This window comes from Clostridium tanneri (genome assembly GCF_033659955.1).
Taxonomy (GTDB): Bacteria; Bacillota; Clostridia; order Clostridiales; family Clostridiaceae; genus Clostridium_AM; species Clostridium_AM tanneri.
The window spans coordinates 104,930-131,247 of the sequence record NZ_JARUJP010000004.1 but is presented as its reverse complement, the minus strand read 5'-3'; the positions used below and the strand labels follow the sequence as shown (position 1 = coordinate 131,247).

Annotated in this window: 24 protein-coding genes; 19 read left to right on the top strand and 5 right to left on the bottom strand. The window is 31.0% G+C overall.

The window, feature by feature from the left end:
- Nucleotides 1-93: 93 nt before the first annotated feature.
- The 5 genes from P8V03_RS05085 (at nt 94) to P8V03_RS05065 (ending at nt 5,708) form a co-directional block, all read left to right on the top strand.
- Nucleotides 94-492, top strand: coding sequence for a hypothetical protein (locus tag P8V03_RS05085; RefSeq protein ID WP_318797019.1), 399 nt, complete (start codon nt 94-96; stop codon nt 490-492).
- A 183-nt stretch (nt 493-675) separates the two neighbouring features.
- Nucleotides 676-1,056 carry a GntR family transcriptional regulator gene (locus P8V03_RS05080; RefSeq protein ID WP_318797018.1) on the top strand — a complete coding sequence of 127 codons (381 nt, stop codon included), beginning with the start codon at nt 676-678 and terminating at the stop codon, nt 1,054-1,056.
- Nucleotide 1,057: 1 nt separating this feature from the next.
- Nucleotides 1,058-1,957, top strand: coding sequence for an ABC transporter ATP-binding protein (locus P8V03_RS05075; protein ID WP_318797017.1), 900 nt, complete (start codon nt 1,058-1,060; stop codon nt 1,955-1,957).
- Nucleotides 1,932-3,974, top strand: a complete 2,043-nt coding sequence (locus P8V03_RS05070) for a DUF6449 domain-containing protein (protein WP_318797016.1) — start codon at nt 1,932-1,934, stop codon at nt 3,972-3,974. Before P8V03_RS05075 ends, P8V03_RS05070 begins: the two co-directional genes overlap by 26 nt.
- A gap of 480 nt (nt 3,975-4,454) precedes the next feature.
- The gene (locus P8V03_RS05065) at nt 4,455-5,708 is read left to right on the top strand and encodes a glycosyltransferase family 4 protein (RefSeq protein WP_318797015.1); all 1,254 of its coding nucleotides are present in this window, start codon (nt 4,455-4,457) and stop codon (nt 5,706-5,708) included.
- A 130-nt stretch (nt 5,709-5,838) separates the two neighbouring features.
- Here P8V03_RS05065 and P8V03_RS05060 read toward each other — a convergent pair whose 3' ends face one another.
- On the bottom strand, nt 5,839-6,516 hold the full coding sequence (locus P8V03_RS05060; RefSeq protein ID WP_261672150.1) for a PHP domain-containing protein: 678 nt from the start codon (nt 6,514-6,516) through the stop codon (nt 5,839-5,841).
- 398 nt (nt 6,517-6,914) lie between these two features.
- On the opposite strand from P8V03_RS05060, the gene P8V03_RS05055 reads away from it, so the two are divergent.
- Nucleotides 6,915-8,708: an ATP-dependent metallopeptidase FtsH/Yme1/Tma family protein gene (locus P8V03_RS05055; protein ID WP_318797014.1), complete on the top strand. Its 1,794-nt coding sequence runs from the start codon at nt 6,915-6,917 to the stop codon at nt 8,706-8,708.
- Between the two features lie 82 nt (nt 8,709-8,790).
- Here the strand turns inward: P8V03_RS05055 and P8V03_RS05050 are convergent, their stop codons facing one another.
- Nucleotides 8,791-9,246: a DMT family transporter gene (locus tag P8V03_RS05050; protein ID WP_318797013.1), complete on the bottom strand. Its 456-nt coding sequence runs from the start codon at nt 9,244-9,246 to the stop codon at nt 8,791-8,793.
- 361 nt (nt 9,247-9,607) lie between these two features.
- Between P8V03_RS05050 and P8V03_RS05045 the strand changes: the two genes are divergently transcribed.
- The 3 genes from P8V03_RS05045 (at nt 9,608) to P8V03_RS05035 (ending at nt 12,973) form a co-directional block, all read left to right on the top strand.
- The gene (locus P8V03_RS05045) at nt 9,608-10,972 is read left to right on the top strand and encodes a CCA tRNA nucleotidyltransferase (RefSeq protein ID WP_318797012.1); all 1,365 of its coding nucleotides are present in this window, start codon (nt 9,608-9,610) and stop codon (nt 10,970-10,972) included.
- A complete protein-coding gene (locus tag P8V03_RS05040; RefSeq protein WP_261672166.1) occupies nt 10,965-11,672 on the top strand; it encodes a lysophospholipid acyltransferase family protein in 708 nt (235 codons plus the stop codon). The genes P8V03_RS05045 and P8V03_RS05040 overlap by 8 nt, the downstream gene beginning before the upstream one ends.
- Before the next feature lie 230 nt (nt 11,673-11,902).
- A complete protein-coding gene (locus P8V03_RS05035; RefSeq protein WP_318797011.1) occupies nt 11,903-12,973 on the top strand; it encodes a DMT family transporter in 1,071 nt (356 codons plus the stop codon).
- 104 nt (nt 12,974-13,077) lie between these two features.
- On the opposite strand, the gene P8V03_RS05030 is transcribed toward P8V03_RS05035, so the two are convergent.
- The gene (locus P8V03_RS05030; RefSeq protein ID WP_318797010.1) at nt 13,078-13,374 is read right to left on the bottom strand and encodes a hypothetical protein; all 297 of its coding nucleotides are present in this window, start codon (nt 13,372-13,374) and stop codon (nt 13,078-13,080) included.
- 62 nt (nt 13,375-13,436) lie between these two features.
- Here P8V03_RS05030 and P8V03_RS05025 point away from each other — a divergent pair, with 62 nt between their 5' ends.
- The 5 genes from P8V03_RS05025 (at nt 13,437) to P8V03_RS05005 (ending at nt 18,227) form a co-directional block, all read left to right on the top strand.
- On the top strand, nt 13,437-13,919 hold the full coding sequence (locus tag P8V03_RS05025) for a hypothetical protein (protein WP_318797009.1): 483 nt from the start codon (nt 13,437-13,439) through the stop codon (nt 13,917-13,919).
- Between the two features lie 46 nt (nt 13,920-13,965).
- On the top strand, nt 13,966-15,444 hold the full coding sequence (malQ, locus tag P8V03_RS05020) for a 4-alpha-glucanotransferase (RefSeq protein WP_318797008.1): 1,479 nt from the start codon (nt 13,966-13,968) through the stop codon (nt 15,442-15,444).
- Between the two features lie 239 nt (nt 15,445-15,683).
- Nucleotides 15,684-16,589: a 3'-5' exonuclease gene (locus P8V03_RS05015; RefSeq protein ID WP_318797007.1), complete on the top strand. Its 906-nt coding sequence runs from the start codon at nt 15,684-15,686 to the stop codon at nt 16,587-16,589.
- A 194-nt stretch (nt 16,590-16,783) separates the two neighbouring features.
- Nucleotides 16,784-17,413, top strand: a complete 630-nt coding sequence (locus P8V03_RS05010; RefSeq protein ID WP_318797006.1) for a hypothetical protein — start codon at nt 16,784-16,786, stop codon at nt 17,411-17,413.
- A 91-nt stretch (nt 17,414-17,504) separates the two neighbouring features.
- Entirely contained in the window at nt 17,505-18,227 is a 723-nt protein-coding gene (locus tag P8V03_RS05005; RefSeq protein ID WP_318797005.1) for a VanW family protein, read from the top strand.
- Nucleotides 18,228-18,301: 74 nt separating this feature from the next.
- Here the strand turns inward: P8V03_RS05005 and P8V03_RS05000 are convergent, their stop codons facing one another.
- Nucleotides 18,302-19,162 (bottom strand): ABC transporter ATP-binding protein, encoded by an 861-nt coding sequence (locus tag P8V03_RS05000; protein WP_318797004.1) that lies wholly within the window; start codon nt 19,160-19,162, stop codon nt 18,302-18,304.
- A gap of 611 nt (nt 19,163-19,773) precedes the next feature.
- On the opposite strand from P8V03_RS05000, the gene P8V03_RS04995 reads away from it, so the two are divergent.
- The 5 genes from P8V03_RS04995 (at nt 19,774) to P8V03_RS04975 (ending at nt 25,430) form a co-directional block, all read left to right on the top strand.
- Nucleotides 19,774-20,982 (top strand): MFS transporter, encoded by a 1,209-nt coding sequence (locus P8V03_RS04995; RefSeq protein ID WP_318797003.1) that lies wholly within the window; start codon nt 19,774-19,776, stop codon nt 20,980-20,982.
- Nucleotides 20,983-21,001: 19 nt separating this feature from the next.
- Nucleotides 21,002-21,709, top strand: a complete 708-nt coding sequence (gene deoD / locus P8V03_RS04990) for a purine-nucleoside phosphorylase (RefSeq protein WP_261672179.1) — start codon at nt 21,002-21,004, stop codon at nt 21,707-21,709.
- 124 nt (nt 21,710-21,833) lie between these two features.
- Nucleotides 21,834-24,272, top strand: a complete 2,439-nt coding sequence (locus P8V03_RS04985; RefSeq protein ID WP_318797002.1) for an ABC transporter substrate-binding protein — start codon at nt 21,834-21,836, stop codon at nt 24,270-24,272.
- Nucleotides 24,273-24,559: 287 nt separating this feature from the next.
- A complete protein-coding gene (locus P8V03_RS04980) occupies nt 24,560-24,763 on the top strand; it encodes a cold-shock protein (protein ID WP_261672181.1) in 204 nt (67 codons plus the stop codon).
- 166 nt (nt 24,764-24,929) lie between these two features.
- Nucleotides 24,930-25,430 (top strand): hypothetical protein, encoded by a 501-nt coding sequence (locus tag P8V03_RS04975; RefSeq protein ID WP_261672187.1) that lies wholly within the window; start codon nt 24,930-24,932, stop codon nt 25,428-25,430.
- A gap of 316 nt (nt 25,431-25,746) precedes the next feature.
- Here the strand turns inward: P8V03_RS04975 and P8V03_RS04970 are convergent, their stop codons facing one another.
- Complete coding sequence (locus P8V03_RS04970) at nt 25,747-26,058, bottom strand: YciI family protein (protein WP_261672182.1); 312 nt, start codon at nt 26,056-26,058, stop codon at nt 25,747-25,749.
- Nucleotides 26,059-26,318: the final 260 nt, after the last annotated feature.

Genomic DNA, 26,318 nt, shown 5'->3' with positions numbered 1-26,318 from the left:
AAATTTTCTCTAGGTACATTTACACTGTATTAATATTACATACCCATTCAAAATGTACCAATATTTACAAATCAAAATAAGGGGATGAATTTTGTGATTAGCTATGAATTCCACCTAATTGTTCATAGCAACGTAGAAGAACAGATAAGTGATAAGAATGAACAAGTTATTTTTACAAAATTAATACCCCAGAAAATTAAAGAAATGTATTTTGAAGGTGTGGATATAGCAAAGATAGACTGCTATAGGAGGTTAACATTTAAAAGTTATAAATATGTAATAGTGTGTAATTTTTTGGGGTATAGCTTTAATGCTAAAAAGGAATTACCAGATGATTTTTATGGATTTAAGGACTATGTAGAAGAGAAGTTAGAGTTTAACCTAGTAGGAGTAAGATTTAATATAGATAAGGAATGTTATATCTTGGTTTTCGATGAATTTGGAACTTTAACCCTAGAAAAGTCTTTAAATAGTAAAAAGCTTAAACTATAATTTAAGTGAAAAGTACCTGTAAATACAATACTACAGGTACTTTTATATTGATAAAAACCTATAATAGATATTTACAACAGGAAATAAGTAGCATATAATAAAACTGTACTATAAATAATAATACAGTTAATACGGTATATGACATAGTTAGGTAAATATAGTTAATAGTGAGGGAGGGAAAAAATGTTTGAATTAGATTTAAGAAGTCGATTGCCTATTTACGAACAATTAGTAGAGAAATTCAAAGAATTGATTATAACTGAAATTTTAAAAAGGGATGAAAAACTTCCTTCAGTAAGAAGTCTTGCAAATGAACTTACAGTTAATCCTAATACTATTCAAAAGGCATATAGGGAACTTGAGCATCAAGGCTACATTTATTCAGTACCAGGAAAGGGGAATTTTGTGGCAGCAGTGTTGCAGAGCGGGAATATTGAAAAGTTATCTAAGTTAAAAGAAGAATTAGTGAAGATTCTATCGGAGGCTATGTATCTAGGTATGAAAAAAGAAGAAATTTTAAAAATTGTCTCAGAAATAGATGAGATGATACAAGGGGGAAAGTAAGGTGCTAGAAGTAAAAAAGGTAAGCAAAACTTTTGAAGACTTAGAAGCATTAAAGAACGTAAGCATCAATGTAAACAAAGGCTCTATCTATGGACTAGTTGGTTCTAATGGAGCAGGAAAGACAACCTTAATAAAAACTTTAGTTGGTATCTATAGACAGGATGAAGGAGGGGTTTTCGTAGCTGGTGAAGAAGTCTTTGAAAATGTAGATATTAAATCAAAATTAGTATTTATTCCAGATACTCTGTATTTTTTTACCCAGTACAGCATAAAGGATATGGCTAGATTTTACAAGAGAGTGTATCCCAATTTTAATGAAGAAAGATATAAAAAGTTAAAAGAGGTCTTTAACATTGATGAAAATAAGAAGTTACACAGGCTCTCTAAGGGAATGCAGAGACAAGCTGCCTTCTGGCTTGGGTTATCAGCTATGCCAGAGGTGTTGATTCTTGATGAACCTTTAGATGGACTAGATCCTGTTATGAGACAAAAGGTAAAAAATCTTATAGTACAAGATGTAGCGGAAAGACAGATGACAGTTTTAATATCTTCTCATAATTTAAGGGAGCTGGAGGATTTATGTGATCATATTGGAATACTACATAAAGGTTCCTTAATACTAGAAAAGGATTTAGATGATTTAAAATCAGATGTGCATAAAATTCAAGTTGCTTTTAAAAGGGAAGTAACCTCAGAAATTTTAGAAGATTGCCATGTCCTATATAAAGAAAAAAGAGGAAGCATAATGCTCTTTATAGTAAGAGGTAAGAAAGAAGAGATTTTAAAGGATATTATGAAAGAGGAGCCGGTTATCCTAGATATTTTACCTTTAACCTTAGAAGAAATTTTCATTTATGAGATGGGGGATGTAGGATATGAAATCAAAAATATCATTTTTTAATAAAGGTATAATTCTTGATGATATAAGAAGGTTTGGGTGGATAAGTGCTGCATACACAATGGTGCTTATATTTTTACTTCCGCTTAAAATATTTATGTTGTGCACTAATGAAAGAATTAATAATGTTACTAACATTAATATGATAAAAGATCTACTCTATTTTAGAGGCGGAGGACTGCAGGGAATTTTTGCTTTAATAGTACCAGTACTACTAGCAATATTTATTTTTAGATATATTCAAGTAAAAATTTCTGTGGACATGATTCACAGTTTGCCTATTAAGAGAAACACCTTATACAGAAGTCATATTGCTTTTGCTGTAGTATCGCTAGTAGCTCCAGTTATAATTAATGCTCTTATAATAATAGTTTTAAATAAAGTTTTAGGTCTAGGACAGTATTATGGTGCTTATGATGCAATTCAGTGGTCGAGAATTATGATTCTTTTTCCTTTAGTATCTTTCTTTGTAGCTGTATTTATGGGAATGATTACAGGCAGCTCTGTACTGCAAGGAGTATTAACTTATATATTTATGTTTTTACCTTTTGGCTTAACTTTATTGATTAGTGAAACACTTAAGCTATTTATATATGGTTTTGCTTATAACGTCAATGAAATAAGCAATAAGCTTTCACCTATAGTAAGAATTTTTGATGGCTTTGGAAATTTTGATTTTAATAATAAAAACCTTACTCTAACTGAAGTAACACTATATATACTACTATGCATTATTCTATATTTTATTTCACAGTTTGTGTACAACATAAGAAAACTAGAAGCAGCCTCTAACCCAATTGCCTTTAAAAGTCTTCAATATGTTTTTAAATATGGAGTTACTTTTTGTGCTATGCTGGTGGGAGGGGCTTATTTCCAAGCAGTACAAAATAGTGACAGATGGATATTCTTTGGATTTTTTATTGGTTCTCTTATAGGATATTTTGTTGCAGAGATGATAGTGAAAAAATCTCTTTGGGTTTTCAGAAGTATAAAAGGATATGGAATTTATATAGCTGTAATGATAATAGTTTCTATGGGAATAAGATTTGATATAACTGGATATGAAAATAGGGTACCAGCTTTAGATAACGTTGAAAGTATATATTTTAATGAATACTATAATTTCTATTCTGATAAGTATAGTATCGACCTATATAGTGATGAAAAAAACCTTCAAAATATAGAAAGCTTTCATAAAAAACTTATAGAAGACAAGCATAAAAATAAGAATTTAAATAGGCAAAGTACAAGATCTGTAGTTTTTGAATACAGGCTAAATAACGGAAATAAAGTTCAAAGATTGTATAACATATCTTACGATGATTATGTTAAATATTTTAAGCCTATTTATGAATCAAAAGAATTTAAAAATATGAAATATGATATCTTTAGTTTAGATTCAGCTGATGTGGAAAAGATTACTCTTCGACCAATTGGAGACAGCGGCATCGGAAAAGGAACCGTTATACTAAAACCAGAGGATATAAAGGAAGCTATAGAAATATTAAGGCAGGATATTAATAATGAAACCTACGAACAAATGAAGGATGATAAGCCAGCTTGGTCAGAAATGACCTTTATGATAGCTGAGGGTAAGTTGAAGAAATATCCAAGACTTACTGATAGTAAGTACCGTGGAGATGATAAGCAAGCTCATTTATCTTGGAAAAAATCCTACGTTTTATTTGAGGAATGGTTAAGGAAAAAAGGGCATTTGGAGAATTCAAGAATTCTTCCAAAGGATATTGGATATGCTGCAGTGGAAAAAGTTCAAAATGAAAAACAATTAGAAGGAAAGTTAAAAATGAGAACAGATATAATGAGCAGCGGTGTAAAGAGGCTGGAGATTACTGATAAAGATAAGGTTGAAACTTGCCTTAGAACTTATAATTATCACAGAAAAGATGGAGGGGCAAAATATCTTATAGGCTTTTATAATCATAGTAAACAAAATATTGATTTTGGAGTCTTCACAGAGGATAATGCACCGGATTTTGTGAAGGCTTACTTTAAAGAATAGCTTGCAATTGAAGTCTCATCTATTTTGGAAATTATTGTGTAACAAAAGTTTAGGTGCACTGAACACCGGTGTGTTAAAGTAGAGGTACACTGCTTGAAAGCCCTTATTTCGAGAAGAAGGTCTAATGCTGGCTCAACTTTGAAAATGAACTCAAGCTCAATGCTTTCTTCAAAAGCTGAGTTTGAGTTAACATTTTCAAAATCGCCAGCATAAGACCTTCTAGCTCTTATTCGAAGCTTTCTACGCAGTATACCTCTACCTACACACCTGTTTTTAGTGCACCCAAAGGTTTTATTACATAACTACCAACATACATAGGATACTAAGTCTAATTTCTAAGTCCCTCTTTGTGTCCCATCATACTTTTACGTCCACTAATGAATATATAGGAAAGGTTTTGCTTAATAATATTACTGTAGAAAAAATATCCACTTTAGTGTACTATAAAATAACATAAAGTTTTTTGCGTGGAGGAGTTATATGAAAAAAATACTAAATATAATAGCACAGAAGCCTGGGGAAACGGGAAGTGGAATATATTTACGGTCTTTAGTGAAGGAAGGGGATAGAAAAAATTATCATCAAGCTATAGTTGCCGGTATATCAGCAGAAGATGGAGAGTATTCCTTTCATACAAATAATAATGTTAATTTTTATCCAGTGGTTTTTGAAAGAGAGGAATTACCTTTTCCTGTGGTAGGGATGAGTGATGTAATGCCGTATAAAAGCACTAGATACAGGGATTTAGATATAGATATGCTTAAAAAGTGGAAAAAGGCTTTTTCTGACGCTATAAGCAAGGCTATTTATGATTTTGAACCAGATATAATAATCTGTCACCATTTATGGATTTTAACAGCACTAGTTAAGGAGAAATATCCTGATACTAGGATAATAGCCTTTTGTCATGGAACAGACTTAAGACAGTTAGAAATTTTTAAGACTATGGATAATAAGTTCTCTAAAGAAATTATTAAATATGTAACAGATCATTGTAAAAATATTGAAAGGGTAATTGTTTCTCAAAGAGATGAAAAGGAGCTTGTAATTAAAGAGTATGGTATAGAGGAAAAGAATATAAGAATTGCTGGCACAGGTTTTAACCCAGAGATCTTTTATACAGGTGAAGATAAAGAAAAGGAAGATAGGATAAAGATAATTTATGCAGGAAAGCTAAGCTATTCAAAAGGTGTACCTCATCTGATTAATGCAATAAAACTCCTAAAGCAACAGTACTGCAACATAGAGCTATACTTAGCAGGTTCCGGAATCGGACAGGAAGCTAAAGAGATTACTGAAGAATGTAAAAGAAATTCAGAGGAGGTTAACATACATATATTAGGTGCTCTTCCCCAAAAGGAATTAGGAGAACTTTTTAGGCAATGTGATATATTAGTACTGCCATCCCTTTATGAAGGACTTCCTTTAGTATTAATAGAAGCTATGGCCTGCGGTTTAAAAATAGTAGTTACAGATCTGCCTGGGGTTAAGGAATGGATGGGAAGCACTATAAATAATAGTGGCATTATAGAGTATATACCTCTGCCAAGACTAAAAGATGTAGATAGCCCACTGGAGGAGGACATACCGACTTTTGAGAATAATTTAAGTAAAGCTATAAAAAAACAAATAGAAAATAAACTAACTATGAACAGTACCCTTAAGGAAGCTATTGGTAAAAAGTCTTGGAAAAGCGCATTTGAAGATATAGAGAGGCTTTTTACTTTTAAGTAAGCTAGATAATATAGTTTCCTACGAACTAGTATTAAATAACCGAGAAGCATTGAGTATACTTTTCGGTTATGGAAATGCTTTAGTAATAATAGTATTAATTTTAGAAAATGAAACAGTATGCCTATCTTCACTAAACAACCCTGTAAATTTTATCCTTTAAATTATTTTCAACTTCCTTATACATATCTATATGTTTGTAGTGGCCATTTTTAAACATAGCAGGACATACATTTCCAGCTTTTATAGCATCTATAAGGTCTCTTTCATCTCTTATTCCATTAGGAAATACAGTAGCATACTTACCTATATTCTCAATAACGTGAGCATCGCTAGAACCTATGGAAGGTATATTTAACTCTGTAGCTAGGGAATATGCATGAAGATTCTGGTGGGGCTCAGTGCTGCCATTAAAAGATTCTACGCCATTTAAGCCTAAAGACTTAGCTACTTTTATATAATCCCCCATGCCTCTATTGTTATTTCGATAAGGATGAGCACTTATAGCTACCCCCTTATTTTTGTGGACTAACTCTATTAGTTCTTTAGCAGGAAGCATTTTTTTAGGTAAATCTTTTAATCCAAATACTAATATATCGCCTTGATAAGTTAGTATTTCCGCTCCAACTAAAATTAAAAAACCTGTGGATTTTGAGTATTCATGAGCTTCTTCCATAATTTCGTTACTTTCATGGTCTGTTATGCAAACCCCATCTAGTCCAATTTCTTTTGCTCTTTTTACAATGTCTTTCAGAGATATTTCACTATCTAAGGAATATTTACTTTCATGAATATGAGTGTCAATTATCATAAAAAACCTCCAAAGTAACAAATTTTAATTGTTTATATATTAACAATTTTATTATGAAATTTGTTGAATTATAAAAAAAAATTATACATACAGTTAGTTACTATAAAAATATTTTATTGTATAATTTTTAAATATTATTTAGAACTATGAAACTGCATCAGTAGGAAAACAATAAGGAAAGGTTGCTTAGGAGTTATCTAGCATTATTTGTGAGCTAACAGAGGCTTCAGAATAAGTAAATAGGGAAGCTAAAAATATAATAGGATAGAAATTGAAAAACTTTTACATTAAATGTAATGATTTTTTAATTAAATAGGAACAATAAAAGAGAGAAGCTAATACTTCTCTCTTTTAACTATAAAAAATTAATTTTTCATATTTATAAAAGGAGAGAAAAAATGAAATTTAACAAATTAGGAACATATTTTTTATACGCTATTATATTGCTACCTATAGTAATTTCCCCTTTTGTATTTTTAAGAAATCCTAGTGTATCTGCTGAAGATATCTTCACACAGTTTCAAAGCAGTTTAGGATTAAATTTGGGAAAAGCAGACATGAATACAGAGAAATTTAAAGGTTTGGTGGAAAAGGGAAGGATAAAAAAAGTTTACTATAATAGAACTGATACTGTTCTTGATGCTGAGGAAGTAACAGGTAGAAGGATAACTTTTGAGAACCCTAGAGATATGCAGTTTATGGTATATCTATTACAGCATAAAGTAGAAATTGAAAAGAGTGCTAGTTTACTTTCAGTAGCAGTTACTTTGATAATGTTTACTTTAATTATATTGATTATCATTAAAGTTTCTGCAATTAATGAGAAAAAAAAGGCTTATACTGCATCAACTAAAGCTAAGCTTCCCGAAGAATTTAATCAATCACCTTCTAGTAATGTGAGGTTCAGTGATGTGGCAGGAAATGAAGAAGCCAAGGAAAATATGATGGATATAATCCAATTTCTAAAAGATCCAGAGAAATTTAAAAAATTTGGAGTTAAAATTCCTAAGGGTATAATCCTTTATGGGCCTCCAGGTACAGGAAAGACTCTTCTAGCAAAAGCATTAGCGGGAGAAACAGGAGCTTCCTTTATTTCTACCAGTGGTGCAAATTTCGTTGAAAAATATGTAGGAGTAGGGGCATCTAGAATTAGAGCTTTATTTAATGGGGCTAGAGAAAAAGCTCCAGCAATAATTTTTATTGATGAAATAGACGCTGTAGGTGGTAAAAGAGGGATAGAAGGAACAAGCGAAGATTTTAAAACCTTAAATCAGCTTCTTGTAGAAATGGACGGTTTTAAGAGTGATGAAAATATTATTGTAGTAGCTGCCACAAACAGGCTAGATATTTTAGATGATGCGTTGCTGCGGGTTGGAAGGTTTGACAGACATGTGATGGTAGATCTACCTGATTTAAATGCAAGGTATGAAATACTAAAAGTTCATGGTAAAAACAAGCCTTTATCAAAGGAAGTAGATTTATTTCAGGTAGCTAAACAGACTGTTTACATGAGTGGGGCAGATTTAGCTGGAGTAATGAATGAAGCTGCCATATATGCTATTAAAGAAAACTGTAATGAGATAAACTTAAAACATATAGATAGGGGAATAAATAAGATTATTGCAGGAGATGAGAAAAAGGATAGATCCAATATAACACAACTAGAAAAGAAAATAACTGCTTATCATGAAGCAGGTCACGCACTGATAGCTAAAATGTTAAATAATGAAAGCGTTCCTAAAGTTTCCATAATACCAACTACTAAAGGAGCTGCTGGATATACCATTATAAATCCGGAAGAAAGAATGTTTCAAACAAAGGAAGAACTTCTAAATAAAATAAGTGGATTGTTAGGCGGAAGAGCAGCGGAGGAAATAATATTTGGCAAAGACAGTGTAACTGGCGGGGCCTCAAATGATTTACAGAGAGCAACAAGGATGGCGTTAACGCTTATAACAAAGTATGGAATGAGCGATAAACTAGGATTGGTTAGCTTTGATGATAGAGAAATAACTTTACAAAATGAAATTATACTAAATGAAACTAAGGAAATCCTTGATAGTATTTATAAGGATACCTTAAATTATATACTAGTAAATAGAAAAAAACTTGAATTAGTAGCTAAAGAACTTTTAAATAGTGAAGTTATCCAGGAAAAAGAACTTGAAATATTATTGTCTAAATGTGTTTGATCATTGTGAAAAAGAGGAGATTGTAATAATAAGAAGTCCCCACCGGCATAAAACTGGTGGGGGAGATTTAAATTAAATCTTATTAATGAGTTTGTATAATGTATACCCCTGCTACTAATAAGACAATCCCTAAAGCCCTTAAGGGACTTATATGGTGTATCGCAGTGCCAAAGGCACCAAAATGGTCAAAAACTACAGTAAGAAATATCTGTCCACCTATCACTAAGCTTATCATATTGGCAAAACCTATTTTTGGAGGAGCTATTATAGTAGTAAACACATAAAAGGCACCGAATATTCCTCCTGTCCACATCCACCAACTTGTACTTTTAATGCTAGCTAAGGTTGGTTTTGCTCCTATTCCATAGGTTAAGGAAAGAAAAAAGCCTATGGCAAGAGCTATGGCACCTATTGAAAAACTAATAAAAGAAGTCAGCATAGGATCGCCAAGATTAGAACGAAGTTTGCCGTTAATTGCTACCTGTGTTGCTATAGCTAAGCCTGAAAGCAGGGACAGCAAATAGTAAATACTTTTCATTTTTCACACCTCTTTTGTATGTCTTTTAAAGGCAAAGAAAAATATATTATTCCACAGTATTTATTATATCATATTAAGGGTAAATTTGTAATAAAATGCTATTATTCAAATAAGGAAGGATAGGTATAATATTTTTCATTACTCTGTGATATAATTATTCTATATGGAACAAGGGGAAGATATAGTGTTTAATAATACACTAAAGGAAACTTTAAAAACAGGCTTAAAGTCTGTTTTTTTATGTTAAGTTAGGTGATAATATGGAGATATATCAATAAGGAAAAAATTTTTTCTCTAAATAAAAGAATGTTTAGCCCATATTTATAGAATAAGCTAGTATAAAAAGGAGAGTAAAATGTAAATGGAGAAGATTAATATTTTGATGCCGCAGGGTGTAAAAATTATAATAGACACACTAAAAGGGGAAGGTTATAAAGGCTACATTGTAGGTGGATGTGTAAGAGATAGTTTACTAAAAAAACATCCCAAGGACTGGGACATAACTACAGATTCACTTCCGGAAAAGACCATGGAAATATTTAAAGCTAGGGGCTTTAGGGTTGTAGAAACAGGATTAAAGCATGGAACAGTAACAATTGTTATAAATAAAATTGGTTATGAAGTGACAACCTTTAGAATTGAGGGTGGCTATTCTGATAATAGACATCCTGATTATGTAAGCTATACTACCTCCATAAAGGAGGATTTATCAAGAAGAGATTTCACAGTCAATGCAATGGCTTATAACGAGGATAGTGGATTAATTGATTACTTTGGCGGCACTGAGGATTTAAATAACAAAATAATTAAAACTGTTGGAAAGGCTGAAGACAGATTTAACGAAGATGCATTGAGAATGTTAAGGGCTGTTAGATTTTCCTCACAACTAGGTTTCCAACTAGATACTAAAGATTTGTTTATTAGCATTAAGAGAAACGCAGAGCTTATAAAAAATATAAGTCAGGAACGAATTAGAGAGGAACTTTCTAAAATTTTAGTCTCTGATGAACCAGTTGATGGGATAATAGCTTTAAAGGAAAGTGGACTGCTGCAGTACATTATACCAGAATTAAATCCTACTATAGACTTTGAGCAGCACAATAAACACCATGATAAGGATGTGTTTAATCATACTTTAGCGGTACTAGATAATGTTCCTAATAAGTTAGAACTAAGACTAGCGGCATTGCTTCATGATATAGGAAAGCCTAAATGTTTTACTATAGGAGAAGATAAGCAGGGACATTTTTATGGTCACAATGAAGTAAGTGCTCAAATTAGCAGGAAAGTACTTAAAAGATTGAGGTTTGATAACAAAACTATCAATAAGGTTTCTTTGCTTGTATTTGAACATATGAGTAAATTTGATAAGATAAAGCTTCCCGCAATTAAGAGATTTATAAATAGAGTTGGAGAGGAAAATTTGGAGGATTTGTTTCAGCTTCAAATAGCGGATGTAAAAGGTTCTGCAAAAAGATCTCAAGATACCAGTAAAATCCTAGATCTTAGGGAAAAGTGCGAGATAATACTTAATGAAAAACAGCCTTTAACTATAAAGGATTTGGCGGTTAATGGTGGTGATTTAATGAATTTAGGAATAAAAGAGGGGAAAGAGGTAGGAACTACTTTAAATATGCTTCTGGAAAAGATTCTAGAAAGGCCTGAATTAAATACTAAGGAAAGCTTATCAGAAATTATATTAAAAAGGAGAATAGAAAATGATTAAACTATTTTGGTATACTTATTTTTCAATCTACCTACTATTAACTACTATAGTAGGTAGAACTAAATTATTTTTTATCAGAAAGAAATCACCGGAACTAGCAAAGGAATATGCCTATAGAAAGTTACAAAGCATATCAAATCATGTTTTGAAAAAATCTAAAACAACTACGTTAATAGAAGGAAAAGAAAATATTCCGGAAGGACCTTGTCTTTTTGTCAGCAACCATCAAGCTATTTTTGATGCTTTTCTTTTACTTGCAGGCATAGACAAGTTGTCAGGGTTTATTGCAAAAAAAGAGATTGAAAAAATTCCTCTGATTGGAAGTTGGCTAAAGCAAATAGATTCTGTGTATATTGACAGACAGAATATTAGAGAAGGAATGAAGGCTATTAACCAGGGAGTAGAAAATTTAAAAAAAGGATGGTCCATGATTATTTTTCCAGAGGGAACAAGAAGTTTAAAGTCTGAAATGGGTGAGTTTAAGAAGGGTAGTATGAAATTAGCACTTAAAGCAAAGGTGCCTATAGTTCCAATAACAATTGACGGAACTTATAGAGTATTAGAAGTAGGAAATCAGGTAAGAGGACATTCCGTTAAAATGATGATTCATAAGCCTATTTATTTAGAAAATCTTTCTGAAGAAGACAAAAAGAACTTAGCAGAAATTTTACATGACATAATAGAAAGTGGATTAAAGTAAGTTTACAGAGGATACCTAATTAGAAAAGGTAGATAGAGAAAGATAATTCTTGACACTTAAAAACTCAGATAAAGGTTAAATAATAACTATATTTAGCCTTTATCTGAGTTTTTTATAGTAGTAAATAATTTCTATATCTTTAAATTCTGTAAAACCTTATAAAAATAGTGAAGGATTTCAGTATATTTGGTATTATATAACTAAAAAGGAATTATGATGGGGTGATATAAATGGATAGGCAAAAATCAGTAATTCAGATACTTTTAGCAGCAGCGTTATTTGGTTCTAGCGCGCCAATTTCTAAGCTGCTTTTAGGTAAAATAGAGCCAATTCCTATGGCAGCTTTTCTATATATTGGTAGTGGTCTGGGGATTTTTATATTTAAACAAATTGAAGGTGTTTTAAACAAAAGAAGTGAACAGGAGGCACCTTTAAGAAAAAAAGATATACCTTGGCTTTTGGGCGCAGTGTCTTTTGGAGGAGTATTTGCTCCCATAATACTTATGAACAGTCTTCAATCAACACCTGCGTCTACTGCTTCCCTTCTACTAAACTTTGAGGGGGTTGCCACTACACTGATTGCAGCAGCATTATTTAAGGAGAGCATAGGAAAAAGAATATGGACAGCAATCCTTATAATAACGCTATCTAGCATAGTGTTATCGTGGGATTTTAGTAATCAATGGGGAATTTCCCCAGGTTCATTAGGAATAGTAGCTGCTTGTTTTTGTTGGGGAATGGACAATAATTTTACAGGTAAGATATCTCTAAAGAATCCTTTTTCTATAGTTACTATAAAGGGTTTTTCAGCAGGTATATTCTCACTTTTTCTTGCCCTTTTATTGAAAAATCCTATGCCTAGCTTCAAAACTATATTTCTAGCTATGATCCTCGGTTGTTTCAGTTATGGCTTTAGCATTGTGTTATTTGTATTAGCGCTTAGAGGTCTCGGTAGTGCTAGAACAAGTGCTTTTTTTGCAACAGCACCTTTTATAGGCACTATCTTATCCTTTATAGTGTTCAAAGAGAACATAGAGTATAATTTTATAATAGGATTTTCAATAATGATATTAGGAACTATATTGTTATTAAAAGAAAGTCACATTCATGAACATTTTCACAGCTTTGAAACTCATGAGCACAGACACTGTCATAGTGATGAGCATCATAATCATAGTCATCCAATGGAGGAATTAAATCGTAGTAAGTGGCATTCTCATGTACATACACATAACGAAATATCTCATTGTCATGAACATACTCCAGACGTTCACCATAGACATGAACATAAAGAAGAGTGAGAACAAAAGATAAAAATAGAAAGCTGGCTCACAATGTAAGCTTTAAAAAAATGTTTGAAGGAAGAAGGAGAACTAATGTAAAAAAAGAGGGCAGAGTCTAAGAATTATTCTGTCCTTCTTGTAATTAAATCCTGAAGACCTTCAATCAGTTTCCTTTTCTTATTTATAGAGTGTGTCATATTGGAAAGCTCCTTTTCTAACTTTAAATTTTTACTTCTTATAATTTTAAGCTGTAGTTCTAGCTGGTGAATTTGGTTTAATTTATTTTGCTCTACTTCACAATAGGTATCATCTATGTATTTTTTACTTTTAAAAAAGATTTTAATATAATCTATAGCAGACAATGTAAATTTTTTTAGTATTTTTGTATACTTTAATATCAATTCATATAAATTATTCATATTTAACAACCCCTATAACATTATTTTATAATGATTATGTTATCTAATACAAGGAGAAAACTATGAAAAAAAGAGAAAAAGTTCTATCAAAGTTTATGAACAAGTATAATAATTTTAAGAAACAAGGAATAGCCAAAGTAGAAAATAAAATAAAAGATTTATCCTTGAAGATAAAAAAGGAATCATTAAAATTCGATGAACTGATAAAAACTAGAGAAAAATTTAAAGAAGAAAATAACAAATATGATGAAGTATACAATTCATTGATAGAAGTTTTAAAATTAAGAGGACTATTGTTTAATATACCTAATAAAAATTTTAAGGTAAGGGAATGGGATAACTTACTGATAAAAAAGATAAATGGGCGATATGAATTAATAAATAAAAACAAGGAACCACTATATCTTTTCGAAGAAAAATATAGTGAGGTCATAGAGCACATAATGACAGAGTATTATTATAGTGTAGTTGTCACTAGGATAGATAGAAGATATATTAAGGTTCAGCTTAGAATTACTGGGGATGATATAGGACTAAGCCATTAGCCAGAAGTCAATTCATGTAAAGCAAGAATAAAGGAGAAGAAGGAAGATGCTTACAAGAAGTAGCGGGATTTTAATGCATATTACATCTTTATCAAGTCCATACGGCATAGGAACCTTTGGGAAAGAAGCATATAAATTTGTAGATTTCCTAGTAAAATCAGGACAAGGATACTGGCAGGTATTGCCTTTAGGTCCAACAGGGGCGGGACATTCACCTTACCAATCCTTCTCAACCTTTGCAGGCAATCCATATTTTATAGATCTAAATTTATTGAAGGAAGATGAATTACTTAAAAAAGAGGACTATGAAAAGATAGACTTTGGAGATAATGAGGACAGAGTAGACTATAAGAAAATATTTAAAAATAAGATGCCTATTTTAAGGCTTGCCTTCGAAAATAGTAAAGGAAAATATGAAAATCAAATAGCAAAATTTAGAGGTGAGAATAAGGAGTGGTTAGAAGATTATGCTCTTTACATGGCTGTAAAAGAGAACTTTGATTCAAAGCCATGGCAACAATGGGATGAAGATATTAAGCTAAGAAAAGAACAGGCATTGGTACGGTATAAGAAAGAATTAAAAGAAGAAATAGATTACTGGATATTTTTACAATACCAGTTTTTTAAACAGTGGATGGCTTTAAAAAATTATGCCAATGAAAAGAATGTTAAAATAATTGGAGATATTCCAATATATGTAGCAGAAGATAGTGTAGATACTTGGGCAAATAATGAAGTATTTCTTTTAGATGAAGATAAGATGCCAATTGCAGTTGCAGGTTGCCCGCCAGATGCTTTTTCAGCTACAGGACAATTATGGGGAAACCCTATATACAATTGGAGATACCTTGAAGAAACTAATTATAAGTGGTGGATAGGAAGGATGAAAGGTAATACTAAACTCTATGATGTAACTAGAATAGACCACTTTAGAGGTTTTGAATCCTTTTGGCAGATTCCATATGGTGATGACACTGCCGTAAATGGAAAATGGGTGAAGGGACCGGGAATAAATCTTTTTTATGCAATGAAACAGGTTTTAGGGGAAATGGATATAATAGTTGAAGATTTAGGATATTTAACTAAGGAAGTTATAGATTTTAGAATAGTTTTAGGATATCCAGGAATGAAGGTGCTGGAATTTGCCTTTGACGATAGTGAGAAAAATGAACATCTTCCTCATAATTATGATAAGAACTGTGTAGTTTATACTGGAACCCATGATAATGAAACTGTTATAGGTTGGTTTGATAGTGCACAAAAAAGTCATGTAGATTTTGCTAGAAGATATTTGAAATTGAACAAAAAGGAAGGCTATCATTGGGGATTTATAAGAGGTGCTTTAAGTTCCACTGGCAATCTTGCAATAATACAGATGCAGGATTACTTAGGCTTGGGTAGTGAGGCTAGAATGAACACTCCATCAACTCTGGAAGGAAATTGGCAGTGGAGAGTAAAGAAAGATGTTTTAAATGATAGTTTGGCTAAAAAGATAAACAAAATTACCAAATTGTATGGAAGGTAGATAGGTTATTATATGGAAGAAATTCCTTCTTAACATTGTAAGTTCAGGCATTCTTAGTATTTAAGATGACTTTTTTAAGTATAAATTTGAAGAATTGTACTTAAAAAAGTCATTTTAATTTACTTTTCTAATTTAATTTTAATTTTATTTTCTTTATACTAAAAATAGGAACACAAATCTGATACAATATAGTAATAAAGAAAAATTAAGCGAAAAGTTAGAGGGGAAGAGTAAAGGCGATGCAGTATATTATTGTTGATATGGAATTCAATAACTTAAGAGACATAGAAGAGTGTTATCCTAATTTTTACACTGAGTATGGTAAGATTTTGGATAAAGCAGAAGAGTGTCCTAATGAAATTATAGAAATTGGAGCGGTAAAATTAGATGGGCAGCTTAGAACATTAGAAACCTTAAAATTATATATTAAACCAACTATATTTCCTATAATTAATCCCAAAGTAAAAGAAATTACAGGTATAGGTGAAGAAGATTTGAAGGAAGGAATTCCTTTTTTAGAAGCAATAGACAAGCTTCGTAGTTTTATAGGAGAAGATAGTATTCTTTGCTCTTGGGCTAAGGATGACGTAGTGGAACTTATAAGAAATGCAAACTATTATAAATATGGAAGCATAGAATGGATTAGCTCTTATTTAGATATTCAGGAGTACTGTACTAAAGTATTGGCTTTGAATAACTCTATTAGCTTAAGAAGAGCATTAGATAGGTTTAGGGTAAAGGTGGACGAAAATAAGCTTCACGACGCTTTAAATGATTCCGTATATACTGCAGAGGTTTTTAGAAGATGCTTTAATAGTAGAGCTGTTAAGAATTATATAGTTGAAGACATTAATCAAATGCCTGCAGTAGTTCTTAGAATAGATGAAAATTTTAAGTTAGAAGAGGGTAAGACAGAATTTCGCTGTCCAAGATGCAAAAGGGAAGTGAATTTTGAGTATCCACTAAGAGTTTTAAAATGGAGATTTGTTGGAGTTGGGTATTGCGAAAGATGTAAATCTAACATAATGCAGGAAATAGTTATCAAGAAAAACCTTGTAGGCGAGGAGATTTATAAAAATACAAATAAAATACTAAACGACGAGGAGTATAGAAATATTACAGGAAGGTTAGAAAAGATAAGCTAGGGGCAGTATTAATTTTAGCGGTTTATGGGAAAGGCGTAAAATTAAAAAAGAGGAATAGTGCAATTAAAATATATTAATAAAATTTTATTTAAATAATTTAAAAATTTACAGTAAATATACAAATTAATACTACTAAATTTTCATATATGTGGCAAAATATAAAAAATAACCTATATTTTAAAAGGGGTGCTAATATGAAAAAAATAGTATTATCACTTATCTGCTTTATGCTGTCATTTACTGTGGGTTTTGTTTATGCCAAAAATACTCTTAGCGTAACTGTTGAAGATAGAGAAGTAGAAAATAATGGAGAATATATTATGGATAGAAATAAAATATATGTATCCGAAGATGGACTAAAGAGAGATTTTTACTTTAATATATTTTATAACAAGGATCAAAATAAGGTGGATTTATATGATACTAGAAAGATCTCTCTTGAAGAAAGAGTTAAGTTATTTGAAGAATTTGCACAGTATTGTTCTCCAGAAACTTCTAAATCTGCTGCTTTTCTTTGGGCTGAGGGAGTTAAAAAAAGAAATGGAGTATTTCAGTATGCTGCATTAAATAAGCCACTAAAAGAAAAATTTAAGGCTGCAGCAGAAAACAAAGGAAGCTGGGTAACTGGAACTTCAAGTCCTTGGGTTGATAGCTATGAGGTAAAAGAAAAAAAAGTAAATGAATCAACCTGGGAATATAATATAGTTTTTAAGGCTGTAACTTCGCAAGATGAAGTTTACACCTGGAATGCAACTTTACTAATTAGTGAAGAGGAAGGTAAATGGAGAATAATAGATATTAAAAAGAATTTTGATATTATGTAATATAATAAAATTAGTAAAATAGTATTTATTCATTAATATTAAGTATTATATCAAACAAATACGCAAATATTATCTATGGAGGTGATAATATTTGCGTAATAATAAATTTAATACAATACTTTTAACTTTATTTTTTCTTGTATCTTTATCTGGGTGTAAAAATAATCAGTCGGTTACTCCTCAAGGGCAATTAGAAAATAAAAATAATACACCAATAAGGGAAAGTAAACAGCAGGCACAGACAAAGACTGAGCCTCCATCTTCACAGCAGCCTCCAGCACCTAAAACAGAACCGAAGGAAACACCAAAGGAAGCACCAAAACCAGCGCCAAAAAAAGAATCACCTAAAAAGATAACGGAAGAAAGTAGAGTTTTAGCAAGTTTCAACACAACTATACTAGATAGTGAAAGTAATAGAGTTAGTAACATAAGACTTGCAGCTCAAAAAATTAATGGGTATATACTTAAGCCGGGAGAAACCTTTTCATTTAATGAGGCAGTAGGGAAGAGAAATTATGAAAATGGATATAAAAAGTCCAGAATTTTAGTAAATGGAAAGGGAGATGAAGGTGTAGGTGGTGGCATATGCCAATTAAGTAGCACCTTGTATAACGCAGCTGAAAAATCAGGTTTAGAAATTATAGAAAGACATTCTCATAGTGGAGAAGTTTCTTATGTTCCCAGAGGTAGAGATGCAGCAGTTAGCTATGGGTACAAGGATTTAAAGTTTAAAAATACCAATAGTTACCCTGTTAAATTGAGTGTGAGCGTTAAAAATGGAAAGGTATATTCTTCTATTTCAAAGGTAAAATAAAAGTAATGCTTAGAAATATAATTTTTAATAAAAATATGTAGACAAGATAAAATTTGTCTACATATTTTTTATTATTAGTTTCCGAGAGCACAAATTACCTGTCTTTCGTTACCTATAGTTTTTATTTTAGGGGAGATATATATACAGTCATAGGATGCTTCCTTACATTTTAGACAGAAAGAGCAGCCAGTTCTAGGTAGGTTATTGATACCTTTTACATAATGAGTAACCTCTGCTGATTTTTCTGAGAGGCTAAGAAAACTCCTGTAATTTAAGAAACATCTAGTATGAGGATGCATAGGGTCAGATAAAATTAAGTCTTTTTTACCGTATTCAACAATAGTTCCTTTATACATAATAGCGATGTTCTCCACACAGCTAACTACAGATTGGAGTTTCTTTGATATTAATATAAAGCTGCAATTTTCCTTTTTTAGCTCTTCTATTTGTTCTAATATATAGTTTTTTGCTTTTGGTTCTGCATCAAAAATACTATCATCTAAAACTATGAGTTGTGGTTTGATTAAAAAGGCTAATGCGAGCATAAGTCTTTGCTTTTCATAAGCTTCTAACTTATATGGCAAGCTTTTTAGTAGAATCTCAGTATTAGGACAAAGTAAATTGCCTAATATTTCTTTCAGCTTCACCTCAGATTCATTTAGGGACAACCCGCTATGCTGAGAAATAACCTCAAGGCATTGCTTTCCAATAGAGCGTATAGGGTTTAAGGAAGTCAAATATGCCTTTATTAAAGACATGAAGGTATTATTCACCTTCTTAGAATGATTTGTTGCTATTGTTATTATATTTTCACCTTTGAAAGTAACTTTGCTGTTAATAGATAATTTCTTTTTATTATTTATGATCATTAAAAATTCGCCAGGTTTAATATCAACAGAAATTGTTTCCTTTAGCAAAACGTTATTCTCCTTCATACATACACACTCCTTATATAATTAATAACATAATGGAAAGTAAGTTTTTCTTTTATCTAAATAAATACATTATTTATTAAGTCAAATTTATATTAAATAAATAATTAACAGCTTTGTATTATATTTAACAACTATTATGTTAATATGTTAACATGAATTATCAGAAAATTCTAGTAAGTTTTTTGATAATTATATAAAAATCGTTTTTCTTTTTTCAGCATTTTATTATTAGAAAAAGCGTTGATATCTATGATTTGTTAAAAAATAACCATTTCTTTTGTAAAATGTTAACTGTAAGTAAAATATTGTGAAAACTTAATGATTTACCTAAATTAAAGTAAACCATCTTAATTTTATGTATAGTCCTAGTGAAAATTAAAACAAAATAAGTACTTGTATGTGAGAAAATTAAAAAAAGATAAGCATATAACTATCATACACAAAGAAAATTAAATTGTGCTATAATTATTCCGATATATTTTTGAAGAAAAGGAATTATATCGACAATTTATACAAAAGATAGTGTAGGAATAAGTAAAGTAATATAAAATTAAGAACTCTTTAAAAATAGTATATACTATGCGAATTTTATAGAAATTTTGGAGGTATTTATGGAATTAAGTAGCAAAAAAGATTATTTTGTGGTAGAATTTTTTGTAGCCTTTTTAGTAGTATTTGGTGTTGTTATGTTTCTACCGATGTTTCCTAATCTTCAGGAAACTTTTGGAGTAACTGTTTCTAAAATAGCTTGGCTACCTAATATAGGATATTTAACCATGATATTATTTTCTCCTCTAGTGGGAAAGGTAATAAAAAAAATAGGGGCAAAAAAACTTTTGCTATTTTGTTTGTTTTTGTGGGTAGCTGGGATATGTATAGAGCTTTTAGCTATTAAGATATTGAGCTATGGCTTATTTGTCTTTGGTAGATTTATAGAGGGCATAGGAGAAGCTACTTTTTTTCCTATTCTTTTATCTATTAATAAAGCTGTGATGAAGGAAGAAAAGGATAGTAAAATAGGAGCAAGTCTTATTGAAACAGGTTCTGCTATAGGAGGGCTGATTGCAGCAATTCTTGCAGGATATTTTCTAAATTCACCTCAAGTATTCTTACTTATACCAATAGCTTTAGGAGTTATGGTGTGGATATTTGTTTTACTAAAGATTAAAGAAGTAGTTTTAGAAGAAAGGGAAGATTTAGTGACAACTGGGGCAGGAGAGAGTAAAAAAGCGTATATAAGCTTGTTATTTATGATTTTCGGAACTCAAATGGTATTTGCATCTTCTCAAGTGTTTTTAGCTTATTATATGGAGATATTTGCAGCAGTAAATAGAACTGGATTTTTAATATCTCTAGAGCAAATCTTAATCGCAGTAGGGACAATTGTACCGGTAATACTTCTTAAAAGACTTTCTTTTATAGATATAAGAAACATATTGTTAGTGGTATTTTTACTAGGTTCTGTTTTATTAGCTATGCAAATTTCTTTCGGTATATCTGTAATAAGCTTACTTATTATAACATTATTTGTGGGAATAGGTTTTACAACATTAAATATTTATCTATCTAGGGCTGTAGTATCAAATGCATCACAAAAAATGTCCTTATATACCTCAGTAAGGTTTGCAGCAGGATTTTTCCTATCCTTTACCTGGGGGAAATTTATAGAAGTTTACAGAAACTTAGGACATAGTTATTCAGAAACCTTTTATGTGCTATACCTTATTACTGCTTCATTAGCAGTAGTAATATTTTTTATAGTATATTTACTGCAAAAAGAAGATTTATCTTTTTGGAAAAGCAGAGACTTAACTAATTAAAATAACAGGAGGTAACAAAATGAGTGTTCACATTAATGCAAAAGAAAATCAAATAGCAGAGAGTATATTACTGCCAGGAGATCCACTAAGAGCTAAGTTTATAGCAGAAAACTTTCTTGAAGATGTTATATGTTATAACGAAGTAAGAGGAATGTATGGATTTACAGGAACTTATAAAGGTAAAAGAGTTTCAGTTCAAGGAACTGGTATGGGAATACCATCTATATCTATTTATGTTAATGAGTTAATTCAAAGTTATGGAGTTAAAAACCTTATAAGAGTTGGAACTTGTGGTTCCTTCCAAGAATCTGTTAAGGTTAGGGATATAGTTATAGGATCAGCAGCATCTACTGATTCTAATATAAATAAAATAAGATTTAACGGAAGAGATTTTGCTCCTACGGCAAGCTTTAAATTATTAAAAAAAGCTTACGATATAGCAGTAGAAAAAGGCTTTGATCCAAAAGTAGGTAATATTTTTAGCTCGGATACTTTCTACCATGACAATCCTGAGGACTGGAAACAGTGGGCTAATTTTGGATGTTTAGCAGTTGAAATGGAAGCTGCTGGACTTTATACTTTGGCAGCTAAGTATGGAGTTGATGCACTTACTATACTTACAGTAAGTGACCACATAGTAACTGGAGAAATTACTACAGCAGAAGAAAGACAAACAACTTTCACAAAGATGATTGAAGTTGCACTTGATACTGTGAATTCACTGTAGTCTTTTTATAATTTATTCTGACCTGTTGACAAAGTTATTTTGACAACAGGTTTTTTTACAAAATTTACATGGCATAATAATATTTAGATTATTAGATTATATGACTAACTGTGGGGGATGTTCTATGTTTACATTTAGAAAAACAAAAGCAATAGAAGAAACTAAGGATAAAGAAGAAATATATAATAATAACCTTGGACTACTAGTGCGTAATGAAGAGTGCATCGTAGACAAAATTAGTAATAAAATTAACGAAACTAGTTTTGTAGTAGAAAACCTTATATTAACTATTAATAGTATTTCACAATATATTGAAGTCCAGTTTGGCTCTATAAACAAAGTTATAGACCAAATCAACACTTATTCTGCTTTAGCAGAGGAAGTTTCTGCGAGCATAGATAGTTCAAAACAGCTTTACTCCCAAACCCTAGAGGTATCAAGAAAAGGAAGTGACGCTGTAAATGAATCTATAGGTGCGATGGAAGATATACAGAGCTCGGTTACTTACTCAAAAACTGTAGTAAATACTCTTAGCAATAAAGCTACTGATATACACAGCATGTTAGATGTCATAAAAGACATTGCTAATAATACAAATTTGTTAGCATTAAATGCATCTATTGAGGCCGCAAGAGCTGGAGAAGCTGGGAGAGGCTTTGCTGTTGTAGCTTCAGAGGTTAAAAAATTAGCTCAAAGAAGTATGGAATCAGTTACTTATATATCCAACACTATTAGTGAAATTAATGACAGTATAAAAAGCACTATAACAGCAATGGATGAGACTATAGAAAAAGTAAAAAAAGGATCTGATATAGCAGGCAATACTCTAGAGGTTTTTGGAAAAATAACAGAAGCAGTAAACGAGGGCAACAATGTAATGGAAGAAATTGCTTCAGCAGTTGCTACTCAAACTAAAAGCCTTGAAGGAGTAATAGATTCTACTGATGACATGAATAATACCTCTGAGAAATTGATGTTTGTAGTTGAAAGTGCTTCTCTTAGCACCCAGTACACTAAAACTTCACTGGCATCATTATATAATGTATCAGAGGACTTAAAAGTTACTACTAAGGATCTATTAAACAGTATGGATGCACAGATACAGGAAGATATAGTGCTTAGAACTTGTATAGGTTCACAGCCAGATAGATACGATCCATCTATATCCTATGATTCTGAATTGATACATTTATTTTCAAATTTACATTCAGGAATTCTTCTTATAGGTGAATCTGGTGATATTTCACCTGGAATTGCTAAGAGCTGGTATGTGGAGGACGATAATCTTACATGGGTATTTAATTTACGTAAAGGGGCAAGATTCCATAATGGTAAAGAGATATTAGCAGAAGATGTTAAGTACTGCTATGAAAGACTATTGAGCCCTGAACTTAATTCACCTAATAGTTGGACACTGGAGGATATTGAGGGAGCAAGAGAGTTTAGAAATGGCAGTTGCTCTTCTGTAAGTGGTATAAAAATTTTAAATAATTACTGTATTTCTATAAAGTTATCAAAGCCTTACAGTGGATTTCTTCTAAATCTTGGACAGAGTTTTTGTGCTGTTATGGACAAAGAGGAATTGAAAAAAGGAAATATAGTAGGCTGTGGAGCTTTTATTTTAGCAAAGAGAGATGAAGAGGAGTGTGTATTAACAGCTTTTAAGGACTACTTTAACGGAGCACCTTACATAGATAAAATAGTTATTAAATTCAGTAAGGAAAAACTTGCAGAGCGCATTATAGATGGAGATTATGACTTTGCTCTTATAGATAGTAAAGAGGATATTGACAAGATAAAAAATCAAGATATGTTATGCATGAATACAAAGGTAGTAATGGGAACCTATTATGCTGGATTTAATTTGGACTCAAGATCAATATTTGCATCTAATGTTGAACTAAGAAAAGCCTTAAATTTAGCTGTAAATAAAAAGAGAATAATAACTGAGCTCCTTGGAGATATGGGAGAGGAGGCTAAAGGGCCGATTCCACCTTCAATCATAGATAACTCATATCTTACCGAAATTTCTTATAATCCTGGTCTTGCAGAGGAATTATTGAGAAAAAACAATGCCCAAGGTAATACTATTAGCATTTTGTATAGAGATACTAGTGAGGATATACTTTTTAATAAAATAACTAATTATATTATTGAAGACTTAGCTGCTCTAGGAATTTCCTGTAAGCTTATTAAAGTTCCGGTTTCAGAATATCTAAATCCGGAAAGTATTAAGAAATGCGATTTGTGCATAGGAAGATGGATAGCAGATTCAGGAGATCCGGATAATTTCCTTCAACCGATATTTAATCCAGCAAATGTAGCTAATCTCTCTAGATATAATAATCCTTTAGTAATAGAAAAACTTGAGGAAGCTAAAGCCTTAATAAATCCTAATAAAAAACTTCAACTTTACAGAGAGATTCAGCAAATTATAATAAAAGACATGCCTTGGATTTTTCTATACCATCCTAAAGTTGCAGTAGGCCACAGAAAAGGTATTTTAGGATTAAGATTAAATCCACTTGGTTTTATAAATTATGATAATATAATAGTAAGATAACAGGAACCTATGTGACTATATGCTGACTAAAGAATTTACCACTTAGCTGAGAGACAATCTCCATCTTTTTATGAGCAAAAAATAAATTTTTGTATTTTTATAGTATTAAATTTTTCATTAATGCAAACAATAGATTTACAACGTAGTTTACGACGCACAATAATAAATTATTTTTTAAAAAATTTTGTTAACTTTACATTATTGTGTTATACTAGTTAACATTAGAAGAAAACACTGTTAACATAAGAAGAGATATCAGTGAATATTTTATTTTAGGAGGAAATACAATGAAGACAGGAACAGTAAAATGGTTTAATTCAGAAAAAGGATTTGGATTTATTGAAGTAGAAGGAGAAGATGATGTTTTTGTTCATTTCTCAGCTATACAAGGAAACGAAGGAAGAAAAAACCTTGAAGAAGGTCAAAAGGTTCAATTTGATGTAGAGAAAGGTCCTAGAGGCCCTCAAGCATCTAATGTAGTAAAACTATAAAAGTAATCTTTAATATTTTAATATATAGATATTATAGACATCAAATGTTTTGCCACCTTAACAAAGGTGGTTTTTTATCTAATTATAAGATTATAAATATAATTTTATATAACCTTGTTTCAAATAATTTAAAAGGAGAATAGTTGTGGTAAGAAAAATTTATAAAATGAAAAAAACAATATCTGTAAAACAGTTTATTTCTGAATTAGGAGAAGACTTCTCTGAACATATGAAGGAAAGATTATTAGATTTAAACTTAAGATCCGTTTTAACAAGAAAAGAAGATTATAATAAGGTAGATATCAAACATGTAGAACATACAATGTATGGTTCTAATGAAGATAAGGAACAAAAAGAATACTCTTATGGGCAGTTAATAGTTGACGACGGAGTGTTATATTTTTCAGAAAAAGCTATGGAAAATGATTATGTAATGCAGGCACCAGTTGTAAGTACTATATATAGTTCCCTAGGAAATGAGACTACGACAATGGATGAGGGAGTAAATGCCAAAAAAGTAGATGATACTAACATTGATTATGTTGTAGATACTATATTAGGCGTATGTCCAGAAGTATCTCAATCTTATCTAGATATTGTGAAAGAGATGACTTCACGTTCAGACATTAAAGCAAAAAGTAATAGTAATAGCAAAAGCTATATTTAAATTATATGAAATTAGAAAGTAGACAAATCTCTAGAGAACAATTCTGAAATATTTGATCTCATCCTTCTAATTTAATCCATAGGCTATAAAGATTCATACTAAAGGGTGCTTTACAGTGCAGAATTTTGTTATATTTTCGTAAAAAGTGATTTTAGAAGAATTAAATGAAATAATATTTAGAAGATGGATTTTTTACAAATTTACCAATTGCAATAATAGCCTCTCCGTCAAAGATTAAAGATAGAGAGGTTATTATATAATTGCTAAGGGGACAGGTCAACGGATATTATAATTTAGCCCAAAGTTGAAGGTGCTGTTAATTTTTTTTATATAGTTCCATAAACATTGGACCAACCTTGCAAGTCTTAATATCAATTTTCTCCCAAACATTCTGTTTAACATAGGGTTCTATTTTTAAGTATTCATCCAGCTCAGTTCTTGAGGCAAACTCAGATATAATTACTGATCCAATCATTTTTTCATTATCATCTAGTATAGCAGCAGCATATAAGTGTTTACCTTCCCTAAATAATTTGTCAGTGAGCTTTAGATGTTCATCACGAGCTGCTAGACGTCTATCTAGTGCACCGTTATCTGTTGCATCGTAGGCAGTAATAAAAAATTGCATTATATTACATCCTTTCCTTTCAATTATATAATAGATAAGTTGAAATCATCAACTAGTAACTGACAATTAAGTTTAATATATGACTATTATGAGTTTTTATACCTTCATAAAAATTAACATATATATATAAACTAATAGAGAAGTGGTAGCAAAATATAATTTATAGATTGAAAGAATATGTTATGAGATATATTGAACTTGAAAACATATTTTGGTAACATACTTATAGATTTATTAATGCGTAATTTAAGGAGGATGCA